Origin of the sequence: Pseudoalteromonas lipolytica, from assembly GCF_003515105.1 — a bacterium.
GTDB lineage: Bacteria > Pseudomonadota > Gammaproteobacteria > Enterobacterales > Alteromonadaceae > Pseudoalteromonas > Pseudoalteromonas lipolytica.
Window position 1 is genome coordinate 254,912 of record NZ_CP032091.1, and the last position, 24,920, is coordinate 279,831.

26 protein-coding genes are annotated in these 24,920 nt (G+C 40.5%); 15 read left to right on the top strand and 11 right to left on the bottom strand.

Annotated elements, in window-relative coordinates; translation table 11 throughout:
* Nucleotides 1-97: 97 nt before the first annotated feature.
* Entirely contained in the window at nt 98-472 is a 375-nt protein-coding gene (locus D0907_RS17450; RefSeq protein ID WP_118844929.1) for a protein kinase family protein, read from the bottom strand.
* A gap of 57 nt (nt 473-529) precedes the next feature.
* Nucleotides 530-901 carry a hypothetical protein gene (locus D0907_RS17455; RefSeq protein WP_074989106.1) on the bottom strand — a complete coding sequence of 124 codons (372 nt, stop codon included), beginning with the start codon at nt 899-901 and terminating at the stop codon, nt 530-532.
* Nucleotides 902-1,289: 388 nt separating this feature from the next.
* Here D0907_RS17455 and D0907_RS17460 point away from each other — a divergent pair, with 388 nt between their 5' ends.
* Complete coding sequence (locus D0907_RS17460; RefSeq protein ID WP_074989107.1) at nt 1,290-1,700, top strand: GFA family protein; 411 nt, start codon at nt 1,290-1,292, stop codon at nt 1,698-1,700.
* Between the two features lie 1,418 nt (nt 1,701-3,118).
* Here the strand turns inward: D0907_RS17460 and D0907_RS17465 are convergent.
* Nucleotides 3,119-3,550 (bottom strand): hypothetical protein, encoded by a 432-nt coding sequence (locus tag D0907_RS17465; RefSeq protein ID WP_036972851.1) that lies wholly within the window; start codon nt 3,548-3,550, stop codon nt 3,119-3,121.
* 185 nt (nt 3,551-3,735) lie between these two features.
* Here D0907_RS17465 and D0907_RS17470 point away from each other — a divergent pair, with 185 nt between their 5' ends.
* Together D0907_RS17470 and D0907_RS17475 are read left to right on the top strand one after the other, a co-directional pair.
* The gene (locus D0907_RS17470; RefSeq protein ID WP_036972849.1) at nt 3,736-4,191 is read left to right on the top strand and encodes a hypothetical protein; all 456 of its coding nucleotides are present in this window, start codon (nt 3,736-3,738) and stop codon (nt 4,189-4,191) included.
* 62 nt (nt 4,192-4,253) lie between these two features.
* On the top strand, nt 4,254-4,730 hold the full coding sequence (locus D0907_RS17475; protein WP_036972846.1) for a mechanosensitive ion channel family protein: 477 nt from the start codon (nt 4,254-4,256) through the stop codon (nt 4,728-4,730).
* 42 nt (nt 4,731-4,772) lie between these two features.
* On the opposite strand, the gene D0907_RS17480 is transcribed toward D0907_RS17475, so the two are convergent.
* The 6 genes from D0907_RS17480 to D0907_RS17505 all read right to left on the bottom strand — a co-directional run bounded on the left by D0907_RS17480 (nt 4,773) and on the right by D0907_RS17505 (nt 11,535).
* Nucleotides 4,773-5,198 carry a helix-turn-helix domain-containing protein gene (locus D0907_RS17480; RefSeq protein ID WP_036972845.1) on the bottom strand — a complete coding sequence of 142 codons (426 nt, stop codon included), beginning with the start codon at nt 5,196-5,198 and terminating at the stop codon, nt 4,773-4,775.
* Nucleotides 5,199-5,671: 473 nt separating this feature from the next.
* Nucleotides 5,672-6,136, bottom strand: coding sequence for a bacterioferritin (gene bfr, locus D0907_RS17485; RefSeq protein ID WP_036972843.1), 465 nt, complete (start codon nt 6,134-6,136; stop codon nt 5,672-5,674).
* Nucleotides 6,137-6,148: 12 nt separating this feature from the next.
* Nucleotides 6,149-6,622, bottom strand: coding sequence for a bacterioferritin (gene bfr / locus D0907_RS17490; protein WP_036972840.1), 474 nt, complete (start codon nt 6,620-6,622; stop codon nt 6,149-6,151).
* 206 nt (nt 6,623-6,828) lie between these two features.
* Complete coding sequence (locus D0907_RS17495; RefSeq protein ID WP_118844930.1) at nt 6,829-8,964, bottom strand: TonB-dependent receptor; 2,136 nt, start codon at nt 8,962-8,964, stop codon at nt 6,829-6,831.
* Nucleotides 8,965-9,542: 578 nt separating this feature from the next.
* On the bottom strand, nt 9,543-10,613 hold the full coding sequence (locus D0907_RS17500; protein ID WP_065979103.1) for a PepSY-associated TM helix domain-containing protein: 1,071 nt from the start codon (nt 10,611-10,613) through the stop codon (nt 9,543-9,545).
* Nucleotides 10,614-10,674: 61 nt separating this feature from the next.
* On the bottom strand, nt 10,675-11,535 hold the full coding sequence (locus D0907_RS17505; protein WP_036972835.1) for a cation diffusion facilitator family transporter: 861 nt from the start codon (nt 11,533-11,535) through the stop codon (nt 10,675-10,677).
* A gap of 166 nt (nt 11,536-11,701) precedes the next feature.
* Here D0907_RS17505 and D0907_RS17510 point away from each other — a divergent pair, with 166 nt between their 5' ends.
* From D0907_RS17510 to D0907_RS17555, 10 genes are all read left to right on the top strand, one after another.
* On the top strand, nt 11,702-12,079 hold the full coding sequence (locus D0907_RS17510) for a hypothetical protein (protein ID WP_036972834.1): 378 nt from the start codon (nt 11,702-11,704) through the stop codon (nt 12,077-12,079).
* 76 nt (nt 12,080-12,155) lie between these two features.
* Nucleotides 12,156-13,283 carry an efflux RND transporter periplasmic adaptor subunit gene (locus D0907_RS17515; protein WP_118844931.1) on the top strand — a complete coding sequence of 376 codons (1,128 nt, stop codon included), beginning with the start codon at nt 12,156-12,158 and terminating at the stop codon, nt 13,281-13,283.
* 9 nt (nt 13,284-13,292) lie between these two features.
* Complete coding sequence (locus D0907_RS17520; RefSeq protein WP_118844932.1) at nt 13,293-16,406, top strand: efflux RND transporter permease subunit; 3,114 nt, start codon at nt 13,293-13,295, stop codon at nt 16,404-16,406.
* Between the two features lie 126 nt (nt 16,407-16,532).
* Nucleotides 16,533-17,030, top strand: a complete 498-nt coding sequence (locus tag D0907_RS17525) for a GNAT family N-acetyltransferase (RefSeq protein ID WP_268260732.1) — start codon at nt 16,533-16,535, stop codon at nt 17,028-17,030.
* Between the two features lie 103 nt (nt 17,031-17,133).
* Nucleotides 17,134-17,640 carry a hypothetical protein gene (locus D0907_RS17530; RefSeq protein WP_118844933.1) on the top strand — a complete coding sequence of 169 codons (507 nt, stop codon included), beginning with the start codon at nt 17,134-17,136 and terminating at the stop codon, nt 17,638-17,640.
* Nucleotides 17,641-17,655: 15 nt separating this feature from the next.
* The gene (locus D0907_RS17535; RefSeq protein WP_118844934.1) at nt 17,656-18,267 is read left to right on the top strand and encodes a superoxide dismutase; all 612 of its coding nucleotides are present in this window, start codon (nt 17,656-17,658) and stop codon (nt 18,265-18,267) included.
* A gap of 75 nt (nt 18,268-18,342) precedes the next feature.
* Nucleotides 18,343-19,692, top strand: a complete 1,350-nt coding sequence (locus D0907_RS17540) for a DNA-3-methyladenine glycosylase 2 family protein (protein ID WP_118844935.1) — start codon at nt 18,343-18,345, stop codon at nt 19,690-19,692.
* A complete protein-coding gene (locus tag D0907_RS17545; RefSeq protein WP_118844936.1) occupies nt 19,689-20,162 on the top strand; it encodes a methylated-DNA--[protein]-cysteine S-methyltransferase in 474 nt (157 codons plus the stop codon). Before D0907_RS17540 ends, D0907_RS17545 begins: the two co-directional genes overlap by 4 nt.
* A gap of 66 nt (nt 20,163-20,228) precedes the next feature.
* On the top strand, nt 20,229-21,059 hold the full coding sequence (locus D0907_RS17550) for a transporter substrate-binding domain-containing protein (protein WP_162898068.1): 831 nt from the start codon (nt 20,229-20,231) through the stop codon (nt 21,057-21,059).
* Between the two features lie 65 nt (nt 21,060-21,124).
* On the top strand, nt 21,125-21,709 hold the full coding sequence (locus tag D0907_RS17555; protein WP_065979110.1) for a thymidine kinase: 585 nt from the start codon (nt 21,125-21,127) through the stop codon (nt 21,707-21,709).
* Here D0907_RS17555 and ltaE read toward each other — a convergent pair.
* Together ltaE and rlmF are read right to left on the bottom strand one after the other, a co-directional pair.
* A complete protein-coding gene (gene ltaE, locus D0907_RS17560) occupies nt 21,692-22,699 on the bottom strand; it encodes a low-specificity L-threonine aldolase (protein ID WP_065979111.1) in 1,008 nt (335 codons plus the stop codon). The two genes, D0907_RS17555 and ltaE, sit on opposite strands and share 18 nt — an antisense overlap.
* A gap of 10 nt (nt 22,700-22,709) precedes the next feature.
* A complete protein-coding gene (gene rlmF / locus D0907_RS17565) occupies nt 22,710-23,615 on the bottom strand; it encodes a 23S rRNA (adenine(1618)-N(6))-methyltransferase RlmF (protein WP_118844938.1) in 906 nt (301 codons plus the stop codon).
* Nucleotides 23,616-23,970: 355 nt separating this feature from the next.
* Between rlmF and D0907_RS17570 the strand changes: the two genes are divergently transcribed.
* Together D0907_RS17570 and D0907_RS21085 are read left to right on the top strand one after the other, a co-directional pair.
* On the top strand, nt 23,971-24,429 hold the full coding sequence (locus tag D0907_RS17570) for a hypothetical protein (protein WP_118844939.1): 459 nt from the start codon (nt 23,971-23,973) through the stop codon (nt 24,427-24,429).
* Between the two features lie 143 nt (nt 24,430-24,572).
* Complete coding sequence (locus D0907_RS21085; RefSeq protein ID WP_155950861.1) at nt 24,573-24,743, top strand: hypothetical protein; 171 nt, start codon at nt 24,573-24,575, stop codon at nt 24,741-24,743.
* The last annotated feature ends 177 nt before the right edge of the window (nt 24,744-24,920 follow it).

Here is a 24,920-nt window from a genome sequence, read left to right on the forward strand (position 1 = left end):
TAGGTATGTTATTGATTGAGTTTACTCTTTTTTTACTCATAATTTATTATTTCATTAGATTTTATATTAGTAATATAGGGTGGGTGATTAAAGGTTGCTAAATTAATAAGCTTGTTAAACCTGATAATGCAACCAAGAAAAAAAGTGATGTTGAGGGAAACCGAAAAGGATTAATTTTTGCTTTGAGAGCAACGAGAAAGCTCAATATAGAAAAAGAGAAATTTAAGACACAAAGAAATACGATTAGCTCAATTTTGCCTGGAAAAAGTGCTACATATGCATAAGCTCCACTCATAATAAGTGTATACAGTGTCGTAATATGCCAACAGTAATAATTTAGCCATTTTGATGCTACAGGTAGGGCTTTATCAGCTAATAATGGAGCGGCAACTCTTGGTCCACCAATAAATGTATGAACATAAAACGTGATTACGCTCAAAATAGTTGCTTGCCATAAAAAATAAGCTTGCATATTCTTCTCCATTTTTATTGTTATGTAGTTTTTAATAGTTCCACTTTATAAAATCTATTAGGCAAACCAAGGTAAAATACCAATTATGGTAAGGACTATCCAGCCGGGATGTTTTCCTTTAGTACCAATTAGCACTAATACAGCGCCACACAGCATGGTAATAGAAACAATATTAATTAAAACCTCTGTGATAGATGAATTTGAGGTTGACAATGAAAGCCATATTAAAATACTTGCCATCCCAAACCCAAAAATAGAAACCAGATGCCATGAGGCCCATAAAATTCTAACCTGTCGCGCTTTTAGTAAGTCACCACCATGACTTGGGATTAGTTCGTTATCTCTTAGTTTTTGGAAAATAAGAATCTCACCTAAAAAAGAATGTATTAGGCCGAGAAAAATAGCCAGATAACCTGCTGCTAATATCATCGCATTTTCCTCGTGTCTTATAGTTTGATGGCGATTTTTTATAAATTGCTTTATAACGATAACGTGTGGCTTTTTTATTTTTTTGTCAATTGTTTTAATTGATAAACGGGTACATATGAATTTTTATGTTTTATCTAAAATTAATTAAGTTCCCCTTTATTATTCAGACTTATAAATTTTAACTTATTCATAAGTTATTAATTAAAATGCATTTTATGGTGGGGGTTAGTGAAATTAAGGTGGGTTCCTATTACTAAATATAACATGAAGAGTGTTGAATCTACCAGCCTAGTACATTCAGGCATAATTCGTTTTACTTGTTATTACCATTTAGGCGCATTGTTGAACTCTTTATCTCGGGTTATGCTGAATCAAAAAGGAGGTGACTATGAGTAAAATATTAACGGGTGGCTGTTGCTGCGGTGAAGTGAGTTTTCAGGTAACTGACAATTTTAAGCGTTTTTTCTTTTGCCATTGCGAGCAATGCCGTAAATTATCTGGCACTGCACATGCTGCAAATTTATTTACCTCACCCGATGCCATCGAATGGCTGAAAGGTGAGCATAATATTACACGTTTTAACTACCCAAATCGTGCATTGTCACGTGCATTTTGTAAAACCTGTGGCTCTGCACTGCCATTTGAATCACAAGACAGCAGCTATCTTTTGGTGCCCGCTGGTAGCTTAAACGAAGAACCAAGCAAAGAGCTCGACGCACAAATATTCTGCGAAGAGCAAACCGAATGGCATAAAAATGGGTTAAATGGTAAAAAGCTGATTGGCTTTGGTCGAGATTAAGCTCATTTGATAAATATACAAAAGCATACTTACAGGTAAATAGTAAAGTTAGCGAGCTTAAAGGAAATAGCTTGTAGGCAGCGTCTTAACGCCGAACATTTAAAGTTCACGGCTGAAGCCGTTCCTACGCAGTTGGCGTATAGGCCGGGCTTTATCGTGGTTTATGAGAATAGAGTGCGACACTATGTAGGCCGCTATAAGTATGTAGGCTGCTATAAATGGTGACCTACACAGCAGAACACTCTCGATGTAGGAGGCGTTTTAACGCCGAATTTTTAAGGTTCACGGCTTAAGCCGTTCCTACGCAGTTGGCGTATAGGCCGGGCTTTATCGTGGTTTATGAGAATAGAGTGCGACACTATGCAGGCCGCTATAAGTATGTAGGCCGCTATAAGTGGCGGCGACCTACAAAGCAGAACACTTTCGATGTAGGAGGCGTTTTAACGCCGAATTTTTAAGGTTCACGGCTGAAGCCGTTCCTACGTAGCTGAGGGTGTAGCTCGGGCTTTAGCGCGATTTATGAGAATAGAGTGCGACACTATGCAGGCTGCTATAAGTATGTAGGCCGCTATAAGTGGTGAACTACACAGCAGAACACTTTCGATGTAGGAGGCGTTTTAACGCCGAATTTTTAAGATTCACGGCTGAAGCCGTTCCTACGCAGTTGGCGTGTAGCTCGGGCTTTAGCGCGATTTATGAGAATAGAGTGCGACACTATGTAGGCCGCTATAAGTATGTAGGCTGCTATAAATGGTGACCTACACAGCAGAACACTCTCGATGTAGGAGGCGTTTTAACGCCGAATTTTTAAGGTTCACGGCTTAAGCCGTTCCTACGGAGTTGAGTGTGTAGTCCGGGCTTAGCGCGATTTATGAGACTAGAGTGCGACACTATGTAGGCTGCTATAAGTATGCAGGCCGCTATAAGTGGTGACCTACAAAGCAGAACACTTTCGATGTAGGAGGCGTTTTAACGCCGAACATTTAAAGTTCACGGCTGAAGCCGTTCCTACGTAGTTGAGTGTGTAGCTCGGTCTTTAGCGCGGTTTATGAGAATGGAGTGCGACACTATGTAGGCCGCTATAAGTATGTAGGCTGCTATAAGTGGCGGCGACCTACACAGCAGAACACTTTCGATGTAGACGGCGTTTTAACGCCGAATTTTTAAGGTTCACGGCTGAAGCCGTTCCTACGTAGCTGAGGGTGTAGCTCGGGCTTTAGCGCGATTTATGAGAATAGAGTGCGACACTATGCAGGCTGCTATAAGTATGTAGGCCGCTATAAGTGGTGAACTACACAGCAGAACACTTTCGATGTAGGAGGCGTTTTAACGCCGAATTTTTAAAGTTCACGGCTGAAGCCGTTCCTACATGAAAGCTTACATGTACTCGTTCGAACATGGTTGTCTCGCAAGTTGCACTAATCTTCTTTATTTGCCTTTTTCGCTAGAATTTCAACTTGTGCTTTATCTGTTACACCCGCCATGCTTAGTGCGGCACTGCCAACTGATTCGTAATTAAGCTCTATTTTATCAAGCTTAGCGTCGTTTTTATCAGGCAGACTTAAGCTTCGTGACGACATGCCTTTACTGAGAACACCTAAATTGTCGAACACTTTTTCTTCGCCGTCATTCATGATCACCTTAATACTTTTAAGGTTAACGGTGCCATGCGTGCATTTGACTTTTATATGACTATATCGGCTTTTAGTTAAAGGATTAACAGTGTCGGTTTCACTTTTAAAGCTGACCTTTTTTTCAGCAATTGATTTCCAATCATCGTCGCCAGCAACGCTCTGCAAGCTAAATAAACCGAAGAATAACGCAATAGAAAGTAACTTGATTAGTTTCATTAGAATCCCTCCAAAAATTATTATCACTCAAAGATATAGCACATATTTATTTAAAGTGCCTCTGGTTCATCTATAAAGTAGAGCTATTTTTGATTTTAATTCGTATGAAGCAATACAGTTATATTTTCACCAACCTTACACAGCATGCTATGCTTGTTTAGTGTGCATAAGCTTATGGATTTTCAATGAGATATTACTATTGTTTAGTGTTGTTCCTGTTCTCAAATTCACTTTTAGCAAGTGCGTTACTCGATGTTAAACCCAGTAATAAAACACAGTTTTTGTCATTGATAAAAGCGAAGCAGGGGGACTATGCTCTTGTATCTGGCAGTGATGAAGTATGCAAAAGTGCACCGTTTACTTTGGTTAAACAGCCCACACAAGGCTTCACTTTAGGAAGCCTAATAGACTTTAGTGATTTACATAACGGTACACAAACGAAGAAAATTCCTGATTTTTGCATCGTCACATCGAAACTCAAGTATTTCGTTAATGGCATAGTAAGAACTAATCGCTACAGTCGCTGTAATGATGAAAGTGACGAAGGGACGACCGTTGAAGATTTGCGCTTCGAGGATAACGATAAAATAACCTATACACTCAGCCAGCCTTCGGTTAGTTGTGTATTTGAAAAGCAATAATATGTTTTCTGGTAGGTTATTTAAGCCTATTATAGGCTTTTTGGCTGGAGCTAATTTACTCAATGACTAATCAATTCATTCAGGCATTTTTTGTGTTGGCTGTTTGTTTTATCGCTAGTTTGATTATTGACCGTGCGATAAAGCAGTTTCAACGTCGTTTTGACTCAACAGCACTTGAAACCTTCCGACTGATTTCGAACTCGCAGCGCGCTATTTTACTTTTTGTTGGCATCGTACTGGCTCTTTCTAAGTTAGGCTTCGATGTGGCTGCATTGGTTGCTGGGCTTGGTTTAACAGGTTTTGCACTTGGTTTTGCGCTAAAAGACGCAATTTCTAATTTGGTTGCTGGTGTGATGATTGTCCTTTATAAGCCGGTAAAACTTGGCAATTATATCGAAGTGAGTAATTCAAAAGGCATCGTAGTCGATTTAAATCTTCGTTATATAACTATTAAAGGTGAAGGGGCGATTCATTTAATTCCTAACTCATTAATTTTAAGCAATAAAGTATCTATCATTGAGCAAAAAGACGCTTCATAAATAAACGCACCCGTTACTTGGTGCGTAATATATCCTAAGTTTCTAAGCGGCGCTGTTAAGTCGCTTTTCTTTTGAACAATCACATCCTTGTTTAACCCGCTGTTTGTATCTATCAACTCTGTATACCGAGGGGGCTAAGCCAAACTGGCGTTTAAAGGCATTACAGAATGTCGCAGAATTACTAAATCCGCAGGATAGCGCAACCGCTTTAATAGACACTTTTTCCTCACAAAGCATGTTGCAAGCCAGAGTCAGTCTTTTCTTGGCAATGTAATCGCTATAAGTGGTGTTGAGATATCGTTTGAAATCCCGTTCTAACTTTTTCCTGTTAGGGTAATTAAGCGCCTCAGACAGCCAATTCATACTCATTTTATTACCTGCTTTAATACCTGTGTCGATTGTTTGATCTATACATTCTTTAAAATATTCACAAGAAGAAATGACTGCTCGCTTAGTTAAATCATTCATTATTAAACCTAGCTAATTATTCGAAGGGTGAATGTATCCTTTAAAGTGGTGTGCAATACCAATGTGCCGACATACTTGCTCATCTTGAGGGAGTAAATCTGATGATCACCGTGTTAAATATGCCTTATCCACGATTAAATAAATACAAGAAGTAGAGCAAGTTAATCGCAATCGCTATGAACGCTAAACAACATAATCATTGCGTTTATAAGCAATATGTTATGTTACAAACTCGCTCGCTTAATTAAGTAAATTGATATTTTACGTCTAAAGCTCAGTGTCTTTATTGGATACAAGCTAATGTTAATAAAAATCATTATCAAGTTCACTGTTAAGCCGCTTTAAATTGCGACAAACCCAGCGATATCAGAATTTTCTGATAGGATTGCTTTAAATATATGCAACGATTTAGTTAGGTTAGGGGGGACTTAAGCAGAAAAAAGCAGCCGAGGCTGCTTTTTGATAGTTGCAAATTACATTTGAGATTGCAGGTAATTCTCAAGCCCTGCGGTTTTGATTAACTGTTGCTGTGTTTCAAGCCAGTCAATTTGCTCTTCTTGCTCATTTAAGATGTGATCAAGCGCTTCACGGCTGATGTAATCTTTTTTCTCTTCAGCAAGTTTAATTGCAGCTTTAAGATCAGGGAGTGAATCAAGCTCGAAGCTCATGTTTGCTTCAATCATTTCTTCAGAGTTTTCACCAATACGCAGACGACCAAGGTCTTGTAGATTTGGTAATCCTTCTAAAAACAAAATACGCTCAATTAAACGGTCGGCGTTTTTCATTTTTTGAATAGACACTTTATAGTCAGCTTTGTCTAATTTTGAAAAGCCAAAATCTTTAAACATACGCGCATGTAAAAAATATTGATTAATACCCACTAACTCATTTGCTAGTACTTTGTTTAGTGCAGCAATAACGCTTTTATCGCCTTTCATACGTGTAAACCTCTATTCGCCCATTTGAGATTGATGGTAGTTCTGGCTACCAATTTTGTCGATTAAACCAAGCTGCTGCTCTAACCAATAAACATGATCTTCTTCAGTATCGAATAATAGTTTTTCAAGTACTTCACGCGATTGATAGTCTTTTTCTTGCTCACAAATAGCAATGGCTTCTTTAACACAATCAACCACTTCAAGTTCAAGAGTGAGATCGTTTTGCATCATGCTTTTAACGTCGGTACCAATTAATAAATCACGACGCTTGGTCATGTTTGGTACGCCTTCTAAAAATAGAATACGTTTGATTAACCAGTCAGCGTGATCTTTCTCTTCTTCCATTTCGTGGTTAAGGCGTTCGTACAGCTTGTTAAGGCCCCAATCATCGTACATACGTGAATGGATAAAGTATTGATCTATAGCGGCTAATTCGTTTGCGAGTAGTTTATTAAAACTATCAATGACTTTCTGGTTACCTTTCATCGTGCTGTCCTCAAAATTCAAGTTGCGATAATTGTAGTATATAAAAATAAGATTGCAAACTTTTTCCTTGTAAATCAGTTGTTTACTATTGATTGTGATTCTCGTTTAAGTTTGCGTTAATGGTTGATAAATGAACAATTTATCGTTTTTATTTAAAAATAAAAAAGCCCTTACGAAGAAGGGCTTAGTGTTTTATTAAGCGGCTGTTAAAAGCGATATGTCGCCCCTAATGTCACTGTTGTACCTAGGCCTTTTATGTTGTAACCACCGTACGTGTATGATTGCGCACGAGCAGGGTAGTAATCGTTATTAAATAGATTTTCAACACCCATGAAGGCTTGCCAGTTATGTGTAAACTTATAGCGGCCGCTCAAGTTGACAATATTGTAGCTGCTAATTGGACCTTGATCGCCCACATAATCACCATCTGCATTAGGTTCAAAGCGCTTACGTGAGCCAACATACAAGTAACTTGCGCTTAATGACAGTTCGTCGTTAGGCGTCCAGTTTAAATTCGCAGTTCCTTTTGGTGGGCTAATTTGACGAGAACCTAAGTAAATATCGTCTTCAGTGTTTTTGCCTTCTACATAGCTGTAGGTTGCAACTAGCTTTAAGGTTGGGCTAATCATGTAGTCAACAAGTGTTTCGTAACCCCAAATTTCTTGTGGTGCTCGTACGGGCTCATACACTCCGGTTGTCTCATTAAAACTGTTGGTCGTCCCAAACTCCGATGTACTTCGGTAGGCTGCAAATTCAAAACGAACATCATCAAACTGTGAGGTAAAACCAATTTCATAGTTGTCGATGATAGACGCATCGGTTTGAATTAACCCAATATCATTCACAGTTGCTGCTCGTAACAAGCGGCCAATATCTGAAATGTCAGAGCCTTGTGAGTAATTTGCAAAGGGGCTAAAGGCCGCTAGCAAATTATATTTAATACCCACGTTATAGGTTGTTGCGTCGTAGTCAATGGTGTCGCCTTTTACATTCAGTGGCACTGAACATTGTGTTGCAGAGCGACAAAGTTTTAATGTTTCGTAGTCATCGACGCTTAAGTCAATGCTTTCTTGACGCACACCGGCTTTAACAACTAAGTCGTTATTGATAACCCATTTAGTCTGTAAAAAGCCTGCAACACTGTTCATGTCCATTTCGGGGACCCAAATGCGGCCATCAACAAGGGGTTGTGATGTCACATCGTTTAAAGCATCTAAACCATAGATAAAGGTTGCTTCAATATTGTCAAAATCGACCAGGGTATTAAATGTCGCACGTGCGCCTTTTTTCTCTGAGCTGATTATTGACTGACCACCATCGTAGCCCTCATCTGGGTTTGCAAGGTTTGGCGAATAGAAGAATATGTTTTCGATATCCTGCATGTAGAGGTCGAGGGTCATTTGGGTATTATCAAACAAGGCGTAATCAGTGTATTTCAAGGTAATATTTTCGTTGCCTTCAGGGCCTTGTGGTTTACCTCGTTTTTGCAACTCTTTTGGCACATGTATCGCGTAGGTTTTTTCGCCATTGTTAATATTACCAACGACATCACCGAGATCTGTTTTTTGCTGAGAACTGAAAAAGTTATAGCTAAATTGCAGTTGTTTCTGATCGTCAAAATCATACCCCAGTTTAGTGAAGTAGTTTTCGGTTACGGCATCAGACAAACCATATTGCAAGCCCAAAATGTCGCCTTCGGCGTCACGTTGTACCCCGTTTTCTTCATAACTGGCAGTAAATAAGTAGCTTAATTTATCTGCGCGGCCATTAATAGCTGCTGAGAGGCGTGCGCCTGCACTTTCTTCTAGTTTTACGGCACTAAAACGTGATGATAGGCTAATTTCACCTTCGGTTTTACCCTCACTTTGCGCTTGTTTGGTAATATAGTTAATTATACCGCCAGAAGCCCCATTGCCATAAATAGAGGTGGCGCCTTTAATAACTTCTATACGGGCTATTGCACTTGGATCAAGCGTTTTTATTCCTAAAGAACCATTACGCAGAGGTGTTGATTGTGGAACGCCGTCAATCATAACAAGTGGGGCGCGACCACGTAAACTTTGGCCTGTGTTGCTTGAACTGCCTGTGTCAGGTGCAAGTCCGGGTACCATTTGTGACAGCAAACTTTGTAATTCTGGATTTACCTTTAAGTGTTCTTCAATTTCTTGTTGATTAATTATAGTCACAGAAGCAGGTACTTCATCAATGCTCTCAAAAACACGGCTACCAGAAACGACAACGTGCTCCATCTCTTCTGCTGTGAGTTTTTTATTGAGTGCATCATCAGCAAATGATTGGCTACTTATCACCAGTGCAATAAGGCTAAGCGATGTTTTTAACATGTTTGTCCTTGTTAAAAAAAGATAAATGAAATGAGTTATGGGGCGGCAGTGTAAATGTAAAGAACTGTAAAGGCAAGCTTAATGATAACTATTTGCAATAGTGTTGGCAGTTTAATCTCTACGATGTATGTAGCATATTAGCGATAGAGCTTGTCGGATTAACGCGTATGTTGTGAATTGCTGCAATGAATTAAAGGGTCGTTTTAAGTCATTAGAGAGTAGTATTGGCTTGAATAGAGATGTCTTGAATGAAAGCACTTTGAATTAACTTATCAGGTGCCGCTGTATTTCTAAGCGGCACCCAAATAAGTAATAAAACAATAGAGGTAGTCATAACTACAATTTGGCCCACTGTTTTGGCCCACTCTTTCTTTTGTATTGTTGGTATTAAAACCTATTTTACACATCAATCAATAATACTGGGTATGTTGAACTATCATGCTTTGCCCGAGAATATGAGCTATTCAAGGTGGCTAAATACAGTAGTATAATTAGCCAATGTAAACACTTCTTTTTGCTAAAAGCAGTGATATGCTCGGGGGTTCATGTTTTATCAGTTTAAGTTTAATTACGCGTTATTATCTAAAGTGGCGTTTGTACCAAAAGTAAAAACCCGACACAGTAAAAAATAAAGGTGACAGGGCAAACACAAGCCACAGTAACTGCACAATAGGTCCCGCAAAATCGCCAATATGGAATTTGTATTTAAAGTGCCATGTTTGTGTTGTCCACGAGCTTTTGCTGGCGTCGTAACTCGCGACGATATTGGCTGTATACGGGTTGGCCCATACCCAGCTATAGGCATGGCTTTCACCAGGGTTTTCGATGCGAAAACCAATGTTGTCAGTCGGTTTTTTAGGTAAATAAATTCTAAACAGTTTACCTTCAGGAAAAACAGTGAGTGCATTGTTATAGGCTTTTTGTACTTGATAAGGTGTTGTTTCTGAAGGGAGCAGCACGTCAGGTGGTTTAGGTCTGTCTTCAACCGTGCCTTGCATTACAAACTCTAATACCGCTTTAGTTTCTGTCTGCCAGTTAAACGCCATGCCTGTGTATGCTATTAAAATAAGTGGCAGCAATAAATAGACGCCCAGCACGGTATGAAGTTGGTACATTAATACTCTAAATTTGGCTTTTGGTTTTATAGCTAGTCGCTTTAAACGGTTTTTAGGTTTAATCCAAATGTAAAACCCTAGTAATATTTCTAAAATAAGAATAAGCGCGCATAGTGAAACCCAGTTCCTCAAAGGGTGGTTTTTGTCGCCATCTTCGTAAAGCAACCAACGATGTAGCGCCATGGTAAATCCATACACCGTGCTGTAATAATCGTATTCGTATAAAATATCACCGGTGTAAGGGTTAACGCTCACATAACGATTATTGGCAAGTTGTAGTTGCCAAGCAAGATCATCACGCGCCTCAGGCATTAATAAAGTAACAGGTTGTTTAGTTGTGTTTGATACGCGTGCTATTAGTGGGTCAAAAGCGAGCGGTGAAGCTTGTGGAGTCACCGTCCATTTATCACTTTGTGTAAGGTACTGAATATCTTTTGCGTAAATAAGTAATGCGCCTGTTAAACTCAAGCAAATCAAAAAAAGGCCGCTTACTAAGGCAAGGAGTAAGTGCGTACGGCGTAACCACAACTTCAAGAGGTGTTCCTTTACTTTGTTTTAAATACAAAGGTAAATTGTAAATGATAACAAGTAACATTTACACTAAAACTTGCTCAATAGTACACGCCTTAATAGCAAACTTATCCTGTAAAAATTGACGAATTTCATTGTTGTCGATTGTTTGGTGGGCATAAAACTTTAGTTCGCAATGCACGGTGTGTTCATCAAGCTGCCATGCTTTTATGTATTCAATATTTGAAATAGGAAATGCGCTTATCAGTTGTTCAGATACATGTGTTGATTCGCAGTGACTTGGTGCAACTTGCATTAAAATTTTACTGCTGGCAATTAAGAGCAATACGCCGTGGTATATCACATACACAGAGATAAGAATGGTCGCAATAAGATCGACAATATACCATTGATATAAAATGATCAGAGAGCCGGCAATAATAACGACGACAGAAGCCATAGCATCTGAAAGATTATGAATAAACGCAGCACGAATATTCATACTTTGATTAGCGCCAGCACGGTAGGTAAGGAATGCCGTTACTAGGTCAATAATCAGGGCTAACCCTGCAACCCAAATAACGATCCAGCCATCGATGGGTTCTGGATTTAGGTAACTTTTTATTGCTTCAATGACTAAGTAGCCACCAATTACAATTAAACTCAGGCTATTAAAAAGCGTGGCTAATATTTCGGCGCGTTTATAGCCATATTGATATCGATTATTTGCTGGTTTAGCCCCAATTTTGCGTGCTATTAACGCAATAAATAACGATGATGCGTCACTTAAATTGTGCAGTGCATCAGCAATGAGCGATAGGCTTCCAGAAATGAGCCCCCCCACAATTTGTGCAAATGTAAGTAACACATTAATTAATACAGCAAGTAATAATTGCTGTGTACTTTTGCTTTCTGCATCGTGATGGTGGTGATGTCCGTGTCCCATAAGCATACCTAGTTGCTGATTTCTTTATTTTTATATCATGTGAGCATCGCTTTTAAAACACTCGTTAGCAGTATGCATGTCTGGGGTGTTTCGTGTTTAGGTTTTACTGTTCAAATAAGTACTAATTTGTTAAGTTAACGCCGTTGTACCAATTATTAGGTGTTACGTGAAAGCAGCATTTGTTATTTTGATTAGTGTGTTATTGCTCCAGCCGTTGCTGGATAGCTTTGACGTGGCTGATCATAATGTTGCATTTAATCACACCTCAGCCCTGCTTTTAGAAGAGCTGGATCTTGAAGCCCACTGCGCAGCTAATGGCGATCATCAACAGCATCAATCTGAACATGCCGAGCTTGCTAAACAGTTATCTGACTCCGCCGAAAAAGGCCATTGTCATGTGTGTCACAGTCCTGCATTTGTTGATTCATTTACCCTTTCTGAACCCGTTTCAGTTTATTTTGCAAAAATTGAACTGTTAGAGCTTAATTTTAAGTCGGCAGATCTAACACCACTTCATCGCCCCCCAATCGCCTCTCTTACTTAACACTTTACTCCCTTGTCTTTGGGATTATTTTTTAAGGCAAGCTTGGGCTTAGCCTATTTTAAGTAAGAGAAAAATTATGTATTTAAGAAATTTTATACGCTACGCATTGTCGTGCGTATGCTTTATATATGTCGCAAACAGTTTTGCGTCAGAGCAACTGCATGACCATCAAGAAAATGCACAAACACCACACATTAACGAAGTAACCTTAACGCCACAGCAACAGCAATTAGCGAATATTAAGGTCGAACGCCTTGCACTCAAAACACACAGCCAAACCGTGTATGCACCGGGTGAAGTTAAAGCCAATGGCTATGCCAGTTATGTGGTTGCCCCTCGTGTTGATTCTATTGTTGTAAAACGCCACGCTTTACTGGGACAGCATGTTAATAAAGGTGAGCCCTTGGTAACCTTGTTTAGTGGAGAAGTGGCAAGCCGACAAACCGAATTTAGGTTAGCCGAAGCTGAGTGGCAGCGGGTGAGTAAAATGACCCGTGGTACGGTGAGCGAAAAGCAGCTGCTTACTGCTAAAGCCGAGTACGAAGTGGCATACAGTCGCCTTGTCGCGTTTGGATTGTCTAAATACGCAATAGAACAAACACTGACTATCTCGCCTGAAAAACTCGGTGAATATACCTTATTTGCACTTACTTCGGGTGCTGTACTCACCGATAATTTTTCACAAGGTCAGCGTGTCGATTCAGGTATTGAATTAATGCTCATTGCAGATGAATCTGCGCTGTGGGTAGAAGCGCAACTTTCCTCAAATCAAGACCGCACGATTGCCAATGGCTCTGTTGCAACGATGCAGGTAAATGGAAACCGTTACCACGCTAAAGTTATTCAAGAGGCGCACACTATTGATGAGCAAACACGCTCACGGACAGTGCGGCTTGAAGTGAAAAATACCCAGCACAGCTTACACCCGGGCATGTTTGCAGATGTGTATTTTCACTTTACAACAGAGCAAGCTGTGCTTGCGGTTCCCGAAAACGCGTTAACACGCAGTGCCGATGGTGATTGGCAAGTTTTTGTGGTTGATGATGATGGTGGGTTTATTGCCAAAGAGGTGAGCGTAGGTCGAAATTTAGCACAATACCGTGAAATATCAGGTATCGAGCAAGGGGTTAACGTTGTTACTCAAGGCGCATTCTTTGTTGCTTCACAGCTCGCAAAAGGCGGGTTTGATCCGCATAACCATTAGAGGTGCCGCATGTTTAATTTATTAATCGAGTCGGTGATAAAAAACCGTTTCATCGTGCTATTAGCTTTACTTGCGGCCATTGCTCTGGGTGCATTAATGGTTCCAAAACTGAACTTAGATGCGTTTCCTGATGTGACAAATGTGCAGGTAGCTGTTAACACCGAAGCTCCTGGTCTTGGAGCGGAAGAAGTCGAGCAACTTATCACATACCCAATAGAAGCGGTAATGTACGCACTACCTGACGTTGAACAAGTGCGATCGATTTCAAAAACAGGTTTGTCGGGCGTGACGGTGGTGTTTAAAGAAGGCGTTGATATCTATTTTGCGCGGCAGTTAGTGTTTGAGCGCTTACAATCTGCTAAAGAGCTAATCCCTAACGGACTTGGCATGCCTACCATGGGGCCTAATACCTCTGGTCTTGGGCAAGTTTATCAATACTTACTTGAAGCAAAGCCCGATGCTGACATTGATAGCATGGCGCTGCGAAGCCTAAATGACTGGGTGGTTAAATTATTACTATTACCCATTGATGGTGTTACTGATATTTTATCGTTTGGTGGCGAAGTAAAACAGTATCACGTTAACCTCAACCCTAACAAATTACTTGCCTATAACCTAAGCCAACAAGATGTAAGCAATGCATTGCAAGCAAACAACAGGAATGTTGGCGGTTGGTATATGAACCGCGGTCAAGAGCAATTAGTTATTCGTGGTACTGGCTGGTTTTCGACCGGTGATAAAGGCCTGAGTGAAATTGCGCAAACCCCCATCAAAACGATTGATGGCACCGTAATTAAAGTCACTGATGTTGCAGACGTACAGCTTGGGAGTGAAATACGCCAAGGGGCAGTAACCTTATCGACTCGCGATGAAAATGGTGATGTTGTTAACCGAGGCGAAGTTGTAACTGGCGTGGTATTAAAAAGGATTGGTGCAAATACGAAGCAGACCATCGATGGTATTAACGAGCGTATTACAATGATCAACCGCGCGCTGCCTGAGGGCGTCAAATTCACGCCTATTTATAACCAAGCGGCACTTATTAGCCACGCGGTACAAACCGTTATAGATGCATTGTTACTTGCATTTGTATTTATAATCATAGTGTTAGCGCTATTCTTGTTAGACTTAAGAGCAACATTCTTGGTTTTGCTGTCCATTCCAATTTCAATCGGCTTAGCGCTCAGTATTATGGCTTGGTTAGGGCTGTCGGCCAATTTAATGTCATTGGGTGGCATTGCTGTGGCTATTGGCATGCTGGTGGATGGCTCTGTTGTTATGGTTGAAAACATTTTTCGTCATCTAGGGCTAAAACATAATCAGGGTAAATCAAGCCGTGAGCTGGTTGCTGTTGCAGCAAAAGAAGTTGCTCGGCCAGTTTTCTTTGCGTCATTGATTATTTTAACGGTATTTTTGCCTTTATTCAGCTTTGAAGGAGTCGAAGCAAAGCTGTTCCAGCCTATGGCCGTCAGTATCATGTTAGCGATAGTAAGTGCCATGATTGTTGCCTTAGTCGTTGTGCCTGCGCTAAGTGTGTACTTTTTTGCTAAAGGCGTGACAGTTAAACACAGTAAGCTGCTACAACCCATTGAAAAGTTGTATCAACGAGCGTTACGACAGGCGTTACAAGCAAAACGGTTGGTGCTTGCTATTGCTGCTTTGTTATTGGTTACAGCCGCTATTTTACTTCCAAGGTTGGGGACTGAGTTTGTGCCCGAACTTGAAGAAGGTACGATTAATTTGCGGGTAACGCTTGCACCATCAGCCAGTCTTGAAACGGCAATCTCAGTGGCACCTAAACTGGAAGCCATGTTACTTGAATTTGCAGAAGTCGATTATGCACTTAGTCGGATTGGTCGAGCAGAAGTCGGTGGCGATCCTGAACCTGTTAACAACATAGAGATATACATTGGTCTTAAATCTCGCGAGCAATGGATAAATGCTAAAACACGTGTTGAACTCCAGCAGTTAATGGAAGAAAAACTTGAGCAGTTTCCTGGGCTCTTATTTAACTTTTCGCAACCCATCGCCACCCGTGTTGATGAACTATTATCGGGTGTAAAAGCACAGTTAGCAATCAAGTTGTTTGGTAGTGATTTAGCGGTGTTAAGTGAAAAAGGTCAGCAAATTGAGCAGCTAGTTAAACAAATACCCGGTGCTAAAGATGTGGCCATGGAGCAAATGGGCGGTGAGGCACAGTTAATTGTGAAACCTGATCGCTTAGCGTTATCGCGTTTTGGATTATCGGTTGCTGATTTAATGGAGGTTGTACAGCACGGAATTGGTGGACAAAGTGCAGGGCAAATTATCAATGCTAACGAGCGTTACGATATCTATGTTCGCATAGCAGAAAATTACCGGCAGAACCCGCGTGTAATTGCAGACCTTCGTTTACAAACCCCCTCGGGGGCGATTGTGAGAGTAGGTGATGTGGCTAAGGTAGCGATTGAATCAGGAGCATCCCAAGTACGCCGTGATGATGTACAAAGGCGCGTAGTTGTACAAGCGAATGTGCAAGGACGTGATATGGGATCTGTTGTTGCTGACATTCGCGCGATAATAGAGGATAAATTACAGCTACCGAGTGGTTACAGTGTTGCTATAGGTGGTCAGTTTGAAAACCAACAACGGGCACAGCAACGTTTAATGATTGTTGTGCCAGCGGCATTGTTACTGATTGCGCTATTACTTTATTTTGCATTTGGCAATGTATCGCAAGTATTACTTATTTTAGTGAATGTCCCTTTAGCGGTAATAGGGGGGATTGTGGCTCTGTTTGTATCTGGGCAATATTTGTCGGTACCAAGCTCTGTTGGTTTTATTACTTTGTTTGGTGTTGCGGTATTGAATGGTGTGGTCATGGTAGAAAGTATTAATCATCGTCTTAAGAGCAGAGACGAAGTAGATGACGCGGTGTTTGATGGGGCAACCTCAAGGTTACGACCAGTATTAATGACCGCATTAACTTCAATGTTAGGGCTTATACCCATGCTATTGAGCACGGGAATAGGGGCTGAAATACAAAAACCACTGGCAACAGTGATTGTTGGCGGTTTGATCAGCGCAACATTTTTGACCTTATTTGTCCTGCCTGTTCTTTATAAGTCGATGAGTAATAAATAACTGCCTAAGTGGCTTATTTGCAGAGGGGCGTAATCGCCCCTTTTTTAGTACTGAGTAATTCTGTAAAGGGCGTTTACACAACACGTAAGCCCTTATAAACTGGGCGCTATAATAATGAAGTAACATATGGAACAGACCGTGAGCAATCAAATTTCAATTCGTCCTGCAGTACCGAGCGACGCAGCAACTATCCTACATTTCATCAATGAACTAGCTATCTACGAAAAAGAACCAGATGCAGTAAAGACTGATGAGAATGCTATTTTAAAAACTTTATTTAGTGAAGGTGCAACCGCTCACAGTGTTATTTGTTTAGAAGGTGACACAGCCATTGGTTTTGCCGTTTATTTTTATAATTACTCTACGTGGCTTGGTAAAAACGGTTTGTATTTAGAAGACTTATACGTCAGTGCTGATAGCCGTGGTAAAGGTGCAGGTAAAAAAATTATGCAATACCTTGCGAAACAAGCGCTAGAAAAAGACTGCGGTCGATTTGAGTGGGTAGTACTTGATTGGAATAAACCAGCGATTGATTTTTATGACAGCATTGGTGCTAAACCACAAAATGAATGGATCATTTATCGACTAACAGGGCAAGAGTTGATCGATTTTGCGAATCAGTAATATCACCAAATCACACAAATAATAAATATAAATAAAAATCATTTGCATTTAGTGTTTTGTCTGTGTAGTTTTAATACACAGGTTTTAAGTGCAGGTGATTTTTATGACACACACAACACATATCTCGGCCTTAGGTGCTCCAGTTATTGATGATGCATTAGCACCTTGGCAAAACGCTATTTATAACGGGAATCTTGCTTTTGAGTCTGGCGAATTAATCATTGCTCGCGATCACTACACGCAGGCAAGTGGTTGTGCAGAAACATTACTCACGCAATTTGCGAACTTACCACTAAACCCCACGGTTATTGACACATTAGAGCATTGTATTGCGGCCTTTGTAGTGGCGACTTTAAACCTTGCAGATACCTTCAAAGTTATGCAAAAACCTGAGCAAGCCTGTAGTTGGCTTTGCTATGCTCATCAACGGCTTAGTCATCTTTTAATGCACCCAGAGCAGCAAGTTCGCACACACGTATTACATCATCATCACAAAACGTATTTTGAGCTGGTGAAGTTTGCGAAAATGTCATCGGCATTTCCAACCCTCATCAATCGTATAAATCAGCTATTAGCTGAGCATCCCCACAAAACGCAGTTATTACATTAACGATAAGGAATCAGTATGCCTTTTACATTACCCGATTTAGCTTATGACTATGATGCACTCGAGCCTAATATTGATGCAAAAACCATGGAAATCCATCATACATTGCACCACCAAACTTATATTAATAAGGCGAATGCTGCCTTAGAAGGGAGTCATTATAGCGAGCAAGATGCCGAAACACTGTTGCGAACGATTGCTACAATGCCCGAGTCATTACAAAAGGCGGTGCAAGAGCATGTTGGCGGGCATCATAATCACTCATTATTTTGGCAAGTAATGACACCGAATGGGGTAGGCAAACCAAGCGGTGAATTACATACAGCGATCGTTGAAGCATTTGGCAGTTTTGATGAGTTTAAAGAACAGTTTACTGATGCCGCTGTTAGCCGCTTTGGAAGTGGCTGGGCATGGCTATGTGTTGACGAAAATAATCAACTCGTTGTCGAAAGTAGTTTAAATCAAGACAGCCCGCTGATGCATAACCATATGCCGATTTTGGCTCTCGATGTGTGGGAGCATGCCTATTACTTAAAATATCAAAACCGCCGACCAGAATACATCGCTGCATTTTATAAAGTGATTAATTGGCCCGAAGTTGAGCGACGTTATTTAGCAGCGATTAAATAGTTAAGGTCCGAAACTGGCTAGTCAAAAAAATATATTCGGTTAAGCTATCGGTATTAGCTGATTACGAGAATCATTATGACTAGCCAACAATGGCGTACAGCAAGGCAAAGCCGTGATGCCCGATTTGATGGGGTATTTTTTGTCGCGGTAAAAAGTACCGGTATATATTGTCGGCCAATTTGTCCAGCACCGACAGCGCAAGAGAAAAATGTTGAATACTATCAGTACGCGCATTTAGCGGCACAGGATGGGTTTCGCCCTTGTATTCGGTGTAGACCTGATAGTGCACCGAATAGTCCCGCGTGGTTAGGAACTAAAACCACGGCGCTAAGAGCAAAGCAACTTATTGACAAAGGCGAGGCATATGATTGTGAAGTGCTGGCCGATAGATTAGGTGTGTCGAGTCGTTATTTGCGTCGTTTGTTTAATCAGCACTTTGGTCTTTCAATCACACAATATCGCTTATTCAATCAGTGCAATTTTGCTAAGCAGCTGTTACAAGAAACTGATTTATCGGTTGCTGACATCGCTTTTGCATCTGGTTTTAATAGTATTCGCCGTTTTAACGACGCATTTTTAAAGCAGCTTAATATTGCACCATCAAAATTGCGAAAAACCGATAAAAAACCAAGTGCAACGTTAAATTTAACTTTGGCGTTTCGTCCACCTTATAACTGGCAGGCTTTACATGGGTTTTTACAGCGCCGCTTAATTAAAGGTCTCGAATGGCTTAGCGAAACAAGCTATGGGCGCACATTTAAAGACTCGCATTGCCAAGGGCAATTTACTGCTCAATTTGTTGAACAAAAAAATCATTTTAAAGTCACGATAGATATTGATAACACCCGCTATTTACAACAAGTGATCCATAACATTCGTCGTGTACTTGATTTAGATGCTGATACGCACACGATTGAAGCCCATTTAAATGCCGAACTTAATAATGCCATGCCATTGACACAAGGCTTACGCTTGCCGGGTATTTGGTCAGATTTTGAAGCGGGTATTCGCGCAGTCTTGGGTCAACAAGTGAGTGTGACTGCTGCGCACAACTTGGTAACTAAGCTGGTCGCTGAGTTTAATCAAGCGTGTGATACCGTGTTTTTTCCATCTCCAGAATGGCTTGCCAATTCAGAATTGAGCTTTTTTAAAATGCCTCAATCACGCAAAGACGCTTTAAACCGGTTAAGTGAGTATTGTCATCAACATCCTGATAATCAAAAGCTTGATAATTGGCTGTCACTAAAAGGGATTGGCCCATGGACAGTTAATTACGCTAAGCTGCGAGGTCAAAGTAACCCTGATATTTTACTTGCCGGTGACTTAGGCATTAAAAAGGCTTTAGCAGAGGTCGGTGAATTTGATAGTGAGCGCTGTGCACCTTTCCGTTCTTATTTAACATTTCAACTATGGCAACAATTATGAAAACGCAACAAGTTATTATGCCAAGCCCACTTGGCGATATTACCATTCAAAGCTCCTCAAAGGGCGTCAGTTATGTAGGTTTTTATCCTGTTGTTGCCATGCAAACTGAAACCGTTAACGAGCATACACTAACCCCGATTTTAATATGCATGAGCGAGCTTAACGAATACTTCAAGGGCGAACGTACACATTTTAGTGTGCCGCTTGACACACAAGGGACGGCGTTTCAGCAATCAGTGTGGCGTGCGCTAATGGGGGTTGAATTTGGTAAAACCAAGAGTTACCTAGATATAGCACAGGCTATTAATAACCCAAAAGCGGTGCGTGCAGTGGGCGCAGCCAATGGGAAGAACCCAATTAGTATCATAGTGCCATGTCATCGGGTAATTGGAGCAAGCGGAAAGTTAACGGGGTATGCTGGTGGACTAGACCGTAAAGAATGGCTACTTAAACACGAAGGAATTTTGTAAAAATCCTGTTTTTACTTCTACACTGTTATTAGTTGACTAAATTCGTAGTTTATTATGGCAGTGACGTTGTTTTTTATTAGATTTTTACTTGTTCTTTTTATCGTACTTTCTCTGCATTGTCAGGCAAAAAGTAGTGCGCCATTGCCCCTGACCTTATGTTATGCGGACCACACGCAAGCACCTCTGTTTGTTGGTGCTAAACATGAAATACCCCTTGTTGAACCTACGGCGCAATTAGCGGCGCTTGCTAAACTTGATAATGCACTTGAATCCGTGACTTTTAAGTTTGTAAAAATGCCATGGTCGCAGTGCATTACAGCGATTAAGCAGGGTCGAGTCGATGCATTTATAGCGGGATTTAGTCCACAAAAATCCCGTTATGCTGTATTTCCGGTTACTGATAAAGGTGTACCGATTGCTAAATTTGCCTTTGCAAGAATGAGCCAATGCTTAATTGGAAGTCGTCGCTTTCATACCAAATGGCAATCTCGTGAAGTGTTACAATCAAAGGCATTTTCTTTGGCCGTTGCAAATGGGCTTTTTGTGGGAGAAGCGGCCAGCGAAGAGGCGTTTTTTATTGAACACACGTTTACTCAGCAGCAGGCTATAGAGCGTGTATCAGAGGGGCGAGCCGATGCGGCTTTAGTGCTCTGCCAAATCGAAAATAATAAACTTGATTTATCGGTATACCATCGACAGAAGCTGGCACCTGTCTATCCGCCTTTAAATACGGTGACAGCGTACTTGGCTTTTTCAAATGAGTTTTATGTTAAGCATCAGAATGAGGCGGTTGTTATTTGGCAGCAACTTTTAAAGCAGAATATCCCATTGACCTTTGCAAAACAGATGCAAAACTCCCCTCATTTAGAGATGAGCAGCTACGGCGCAAAAGAGTAAGGTAATAGATGATGTTATTGCACGATTAGGGTAGCATATTGCGACTTTAAATTTTGGGCAACATCATGGCACAGCTGTACTTTTATTATTCTGCAATGAATGCGGGTAAATCAACCACACTTTTACAATCGGCTTTTAACTACCGCGAACGTGGAATGGAACCAGTGATTTTAACCGCTGCGATTGATGACAGAGCGGGCGTTGGCAAAGTATCGTCACGGATAGGTTTACAAGCTGATGCACATATTTTTGATGCCGACAAAGATGTATTTGAGCTAATCAAATCGTTGAACGATCAGAAAAAGCGTCATTGTATTTTAGTTGATGAGTGTCAGTTTTTATCTAAATTGCAAGTGATGCAATTAACCGATGTGGTCGATGAACTGGGCATTCCTGTTCTTTGTTATGGTCTTCGTAATGATTTTAGAGGTGAGTTATTTAGTGGCTCGCAGTATCTTTTAGCGTGGGCGGATAAGCTTATTGAGCTAAAAACCGTATGCCATTGCGGTCGTAAAGCAAACCACGTTTTACGCACCGATGAGCAAGGCAATGCGATTGCTGATGGTAATCAAGTTGAAATTGGCGGCAACGACCGATATGTATCGGTGTGCCGCAAACATTATAAAGCCGCGTTAAATCTCTGCCGCTAAAGCATCAATAAAGCAGTTAATATCGTGCTTAGTGACCCCTAAATGCGTCACTAAGCGAAGTGGTTTGCCTGCTGAAAAAAGTATATTTTTCTCTTTTAGCTTATTAGCAACAGCTTTTAAATCAATAGCTTCATCGACATTTGCGTACACAATGTTGGTATCGATTTGAAAAGGTGTGGTATCAAAGCCTGATAATGAATTTAATTTTTCAGCGAGATAAGCCGCATTATCGTGATCGTCACTTAGTCGGGTGACATGATTCTCAAGCGCATATTGCCCCGCTGCGGCAAGCATACCCGCTTGGCGCATACCACCACCAAGCACTTTACGCCAGCGGCGAGCTTTATCAATGAGTGCTTTGTTACCCAATAATAATGAACCCACAGGGGCGCCTAATCCTTTTGATAGACAAATAGACACTGAATCAAAGTATTGGGTGATTTCAGTAATATCGACACCTAACTTAACTGCTGCGTTATACACACGCGCACCATCAAGGTGAAGTGCAAGGTTGTGTTTATTAACACATTCTCTTGCTTGTTCAAGGTAACTTAATGGCAGTACTTTGCCTCCAATGGTGTTTTCAAGGCTGAGTAGTTTCGTTTTTGCAAAGTGAAAGTCATCCGCTTTAATAGCTGCAACCACCTTGTTTAAATCAATGGTGCCATCGGCGTTATTTTCAATCGGTTGTGGTTGAATCGACCCAAGTACGGCGGCACCGCCACCTTCAAACTTATAGTTATGTGCTTGTTGGCCACAAATGTACTCATCACCACGTTCGCAATGCGCCATTAAAGCAAGTAAATTTGCTTGCGTACCAGAGCTGCAAAAAAGCGCACTTTCGAACCCATGTCGCTCAGCAGCAACGTGTTCTAATTGGTTAACGCTTGGGTCATCACCGTAAACATCATCACCAACGGCAGCATTATTCATGATTGCACGCATATCGGCTGTAGGTTGAGTGACTGTGTCTGAACGAAAGTCGATCATGTTATTACCCTTATACAAGTTGGTTAAGAATGGCTTCGCGGTCTGCTTGGTCAAAGTAACTCCAAGCGATAAAGCGGCTTATTTTTTGGCCTTGTGCCATTTTTATTGTTTTAACGTCTTTGACATCAAGCGATGCGAGTTGTTTTTTGAGTTGTGGGAGTGTTTCTGACTTTGATACTAAAGACGTAAACCAAATACACTGCTCACTGAACTCTTGGCTTTCGGTGATCATTTTACTGATGAACTCGCGTTCGCCACCTTCACACCAAAGTTCGTTTTCTCTGCCCCCAAAGTTGAGTTCTTTTTTAGGGATTTTATTTAAATTTTTCCACTTACGCTGTGAACCTGTTTGTGCCTGCTGTTCATTGGCATGAAATGGCGGGTTACATAAGGTTAAGTGGAACACATCTTTATCAGTGATAACGCCTGTAAACATTTTATTGCTGTTATCTTGTTGCTTTACTGATATTTTTAAACGGTTAAATTGCGCAATTTGCTTGGCAATTTTAACGGATAAGGCATCGATATCAGACCCTGTAAAATGCCAGCCATACTCATGTTGACCTATTAACGGGTAGATCAAATTTGCACCTGTGCCAATATCCAGCACTTTAACTTGCTTACCTGTAGGGATTTTACCTTGGTTATCACTGGCTAATAAGTCTGCTAGGTGATGAATGTAATCAACTCGACCGGGTACAGGAGGACACAGATAATTGTCGGGCAAATCCCAAAAATCAATTTTGTAGTAGCTTTTTAATAATGCTTGATTAAGGGTTTTCACTGCCATTGCATCTGAAAAATCGAGAGTCTCACTGCCGGTTGGGCTTTGTGTTATAAACTGAGAAAGAACCGGAGTATCTTTACATAATAAAGTAAAGTCGTAGCCATTGAGGTGGCGATTTCGCGGATGCATTAAATAAACCTATCTGTTAGCAATGTTCAGTACAGATTGTATCAAATTAATCATTACAAAGTGTTGTTTTTAGGTTTTTTTAAACAGGCAGGGTGGTCAGAAATTTTATTGGTTTCTGTTAGCATAAAATGACTAAAAACCAATTTTCATGCATTTAACTTTCTGATTTTAAACGTTAACTGAATTCACAAAGGTAAGCTAAGTGATAAAGTCATGTGTGTTCTTAAATGCAGTTTATCTGTTTGATAATCGAGGCAAAGTAATCTTTTCATTAATACGAGTCATAAAACGGCTATGAATAATAATTCAAAGCTGGTAAATTTTAATTTCAACTAACTGAAAAGTAATAAAAATAATGATAAAAAAAATACTTAAAGGAATGGGTATAACGCTCTTAGTTATAATTTGCTTGTTTGTAATCCTAGCGGTTTGGACTTCATTTAAAGCCTCAGGATATAAAGAAACAGCGATACCTTATTTAACCCCAGCATTAACTGAAATATCTAAATGGGACGCACAAACATTAAAAAGTTACATGACCCCAACCTCAATTGAGGGTGTTTCAGATGACGACTTGTCAAAAATTGTTCGAGCTTTTTCGAAATTAGGCGATTTGAAAGAACTCGGTGAGTATCAATTTATTAATGTCAGCACTAAAGCTGTAACAGGCGATGGTTCAGGTACTTTTGTTACTTATAAAATCCCAGCTTCTTTTGAAAATGGTGAAGCACAAATAACAGTGACTTTAAAAGAAGAGGGTGAATCGTTTTCCATTTATCATTTCAATATAAATTCAATGGCAATGATTGAATGATAATTAAAGGTAAACTTTAACCGCTGCGAGTAATTAAAGCTTGCGGCTGGTTTGTGCAGAGGGAAAGTGAATTGTTTGCTTGTCTCTTTATGTGTAATATTTAGGTACTAATGTATTGAGTGATCATTTTCAAAGGAGTGTTTATGTCTAAATTTAAAAAGGTTCTTATAGCCTTGGTAATATTGGTAGGGCTTGGGGCCATTGCTAAACAATATAATGAGCAAAATCACATGGAAATGGCCATAGAGCAATGTGGCGACAAAGACAGTATCGCACGGGTGGACTCTAAGGGTTTCGAGTGTAAAAAAACATAGCAAGGAAATCACTTTTCACAGTTGGTTTTCATCCTGAGCTGCATGTTTAGCCAACTGTGAAAAAAACGATAATAAGGGAGTTGTCAATGTCCGCTTATCGTCTTTAAGCATGCAACTCAACTCAACTCAACTCAATTTCATTTGGTTCATTCCGTTATATTTTTATTAAAACTCCCG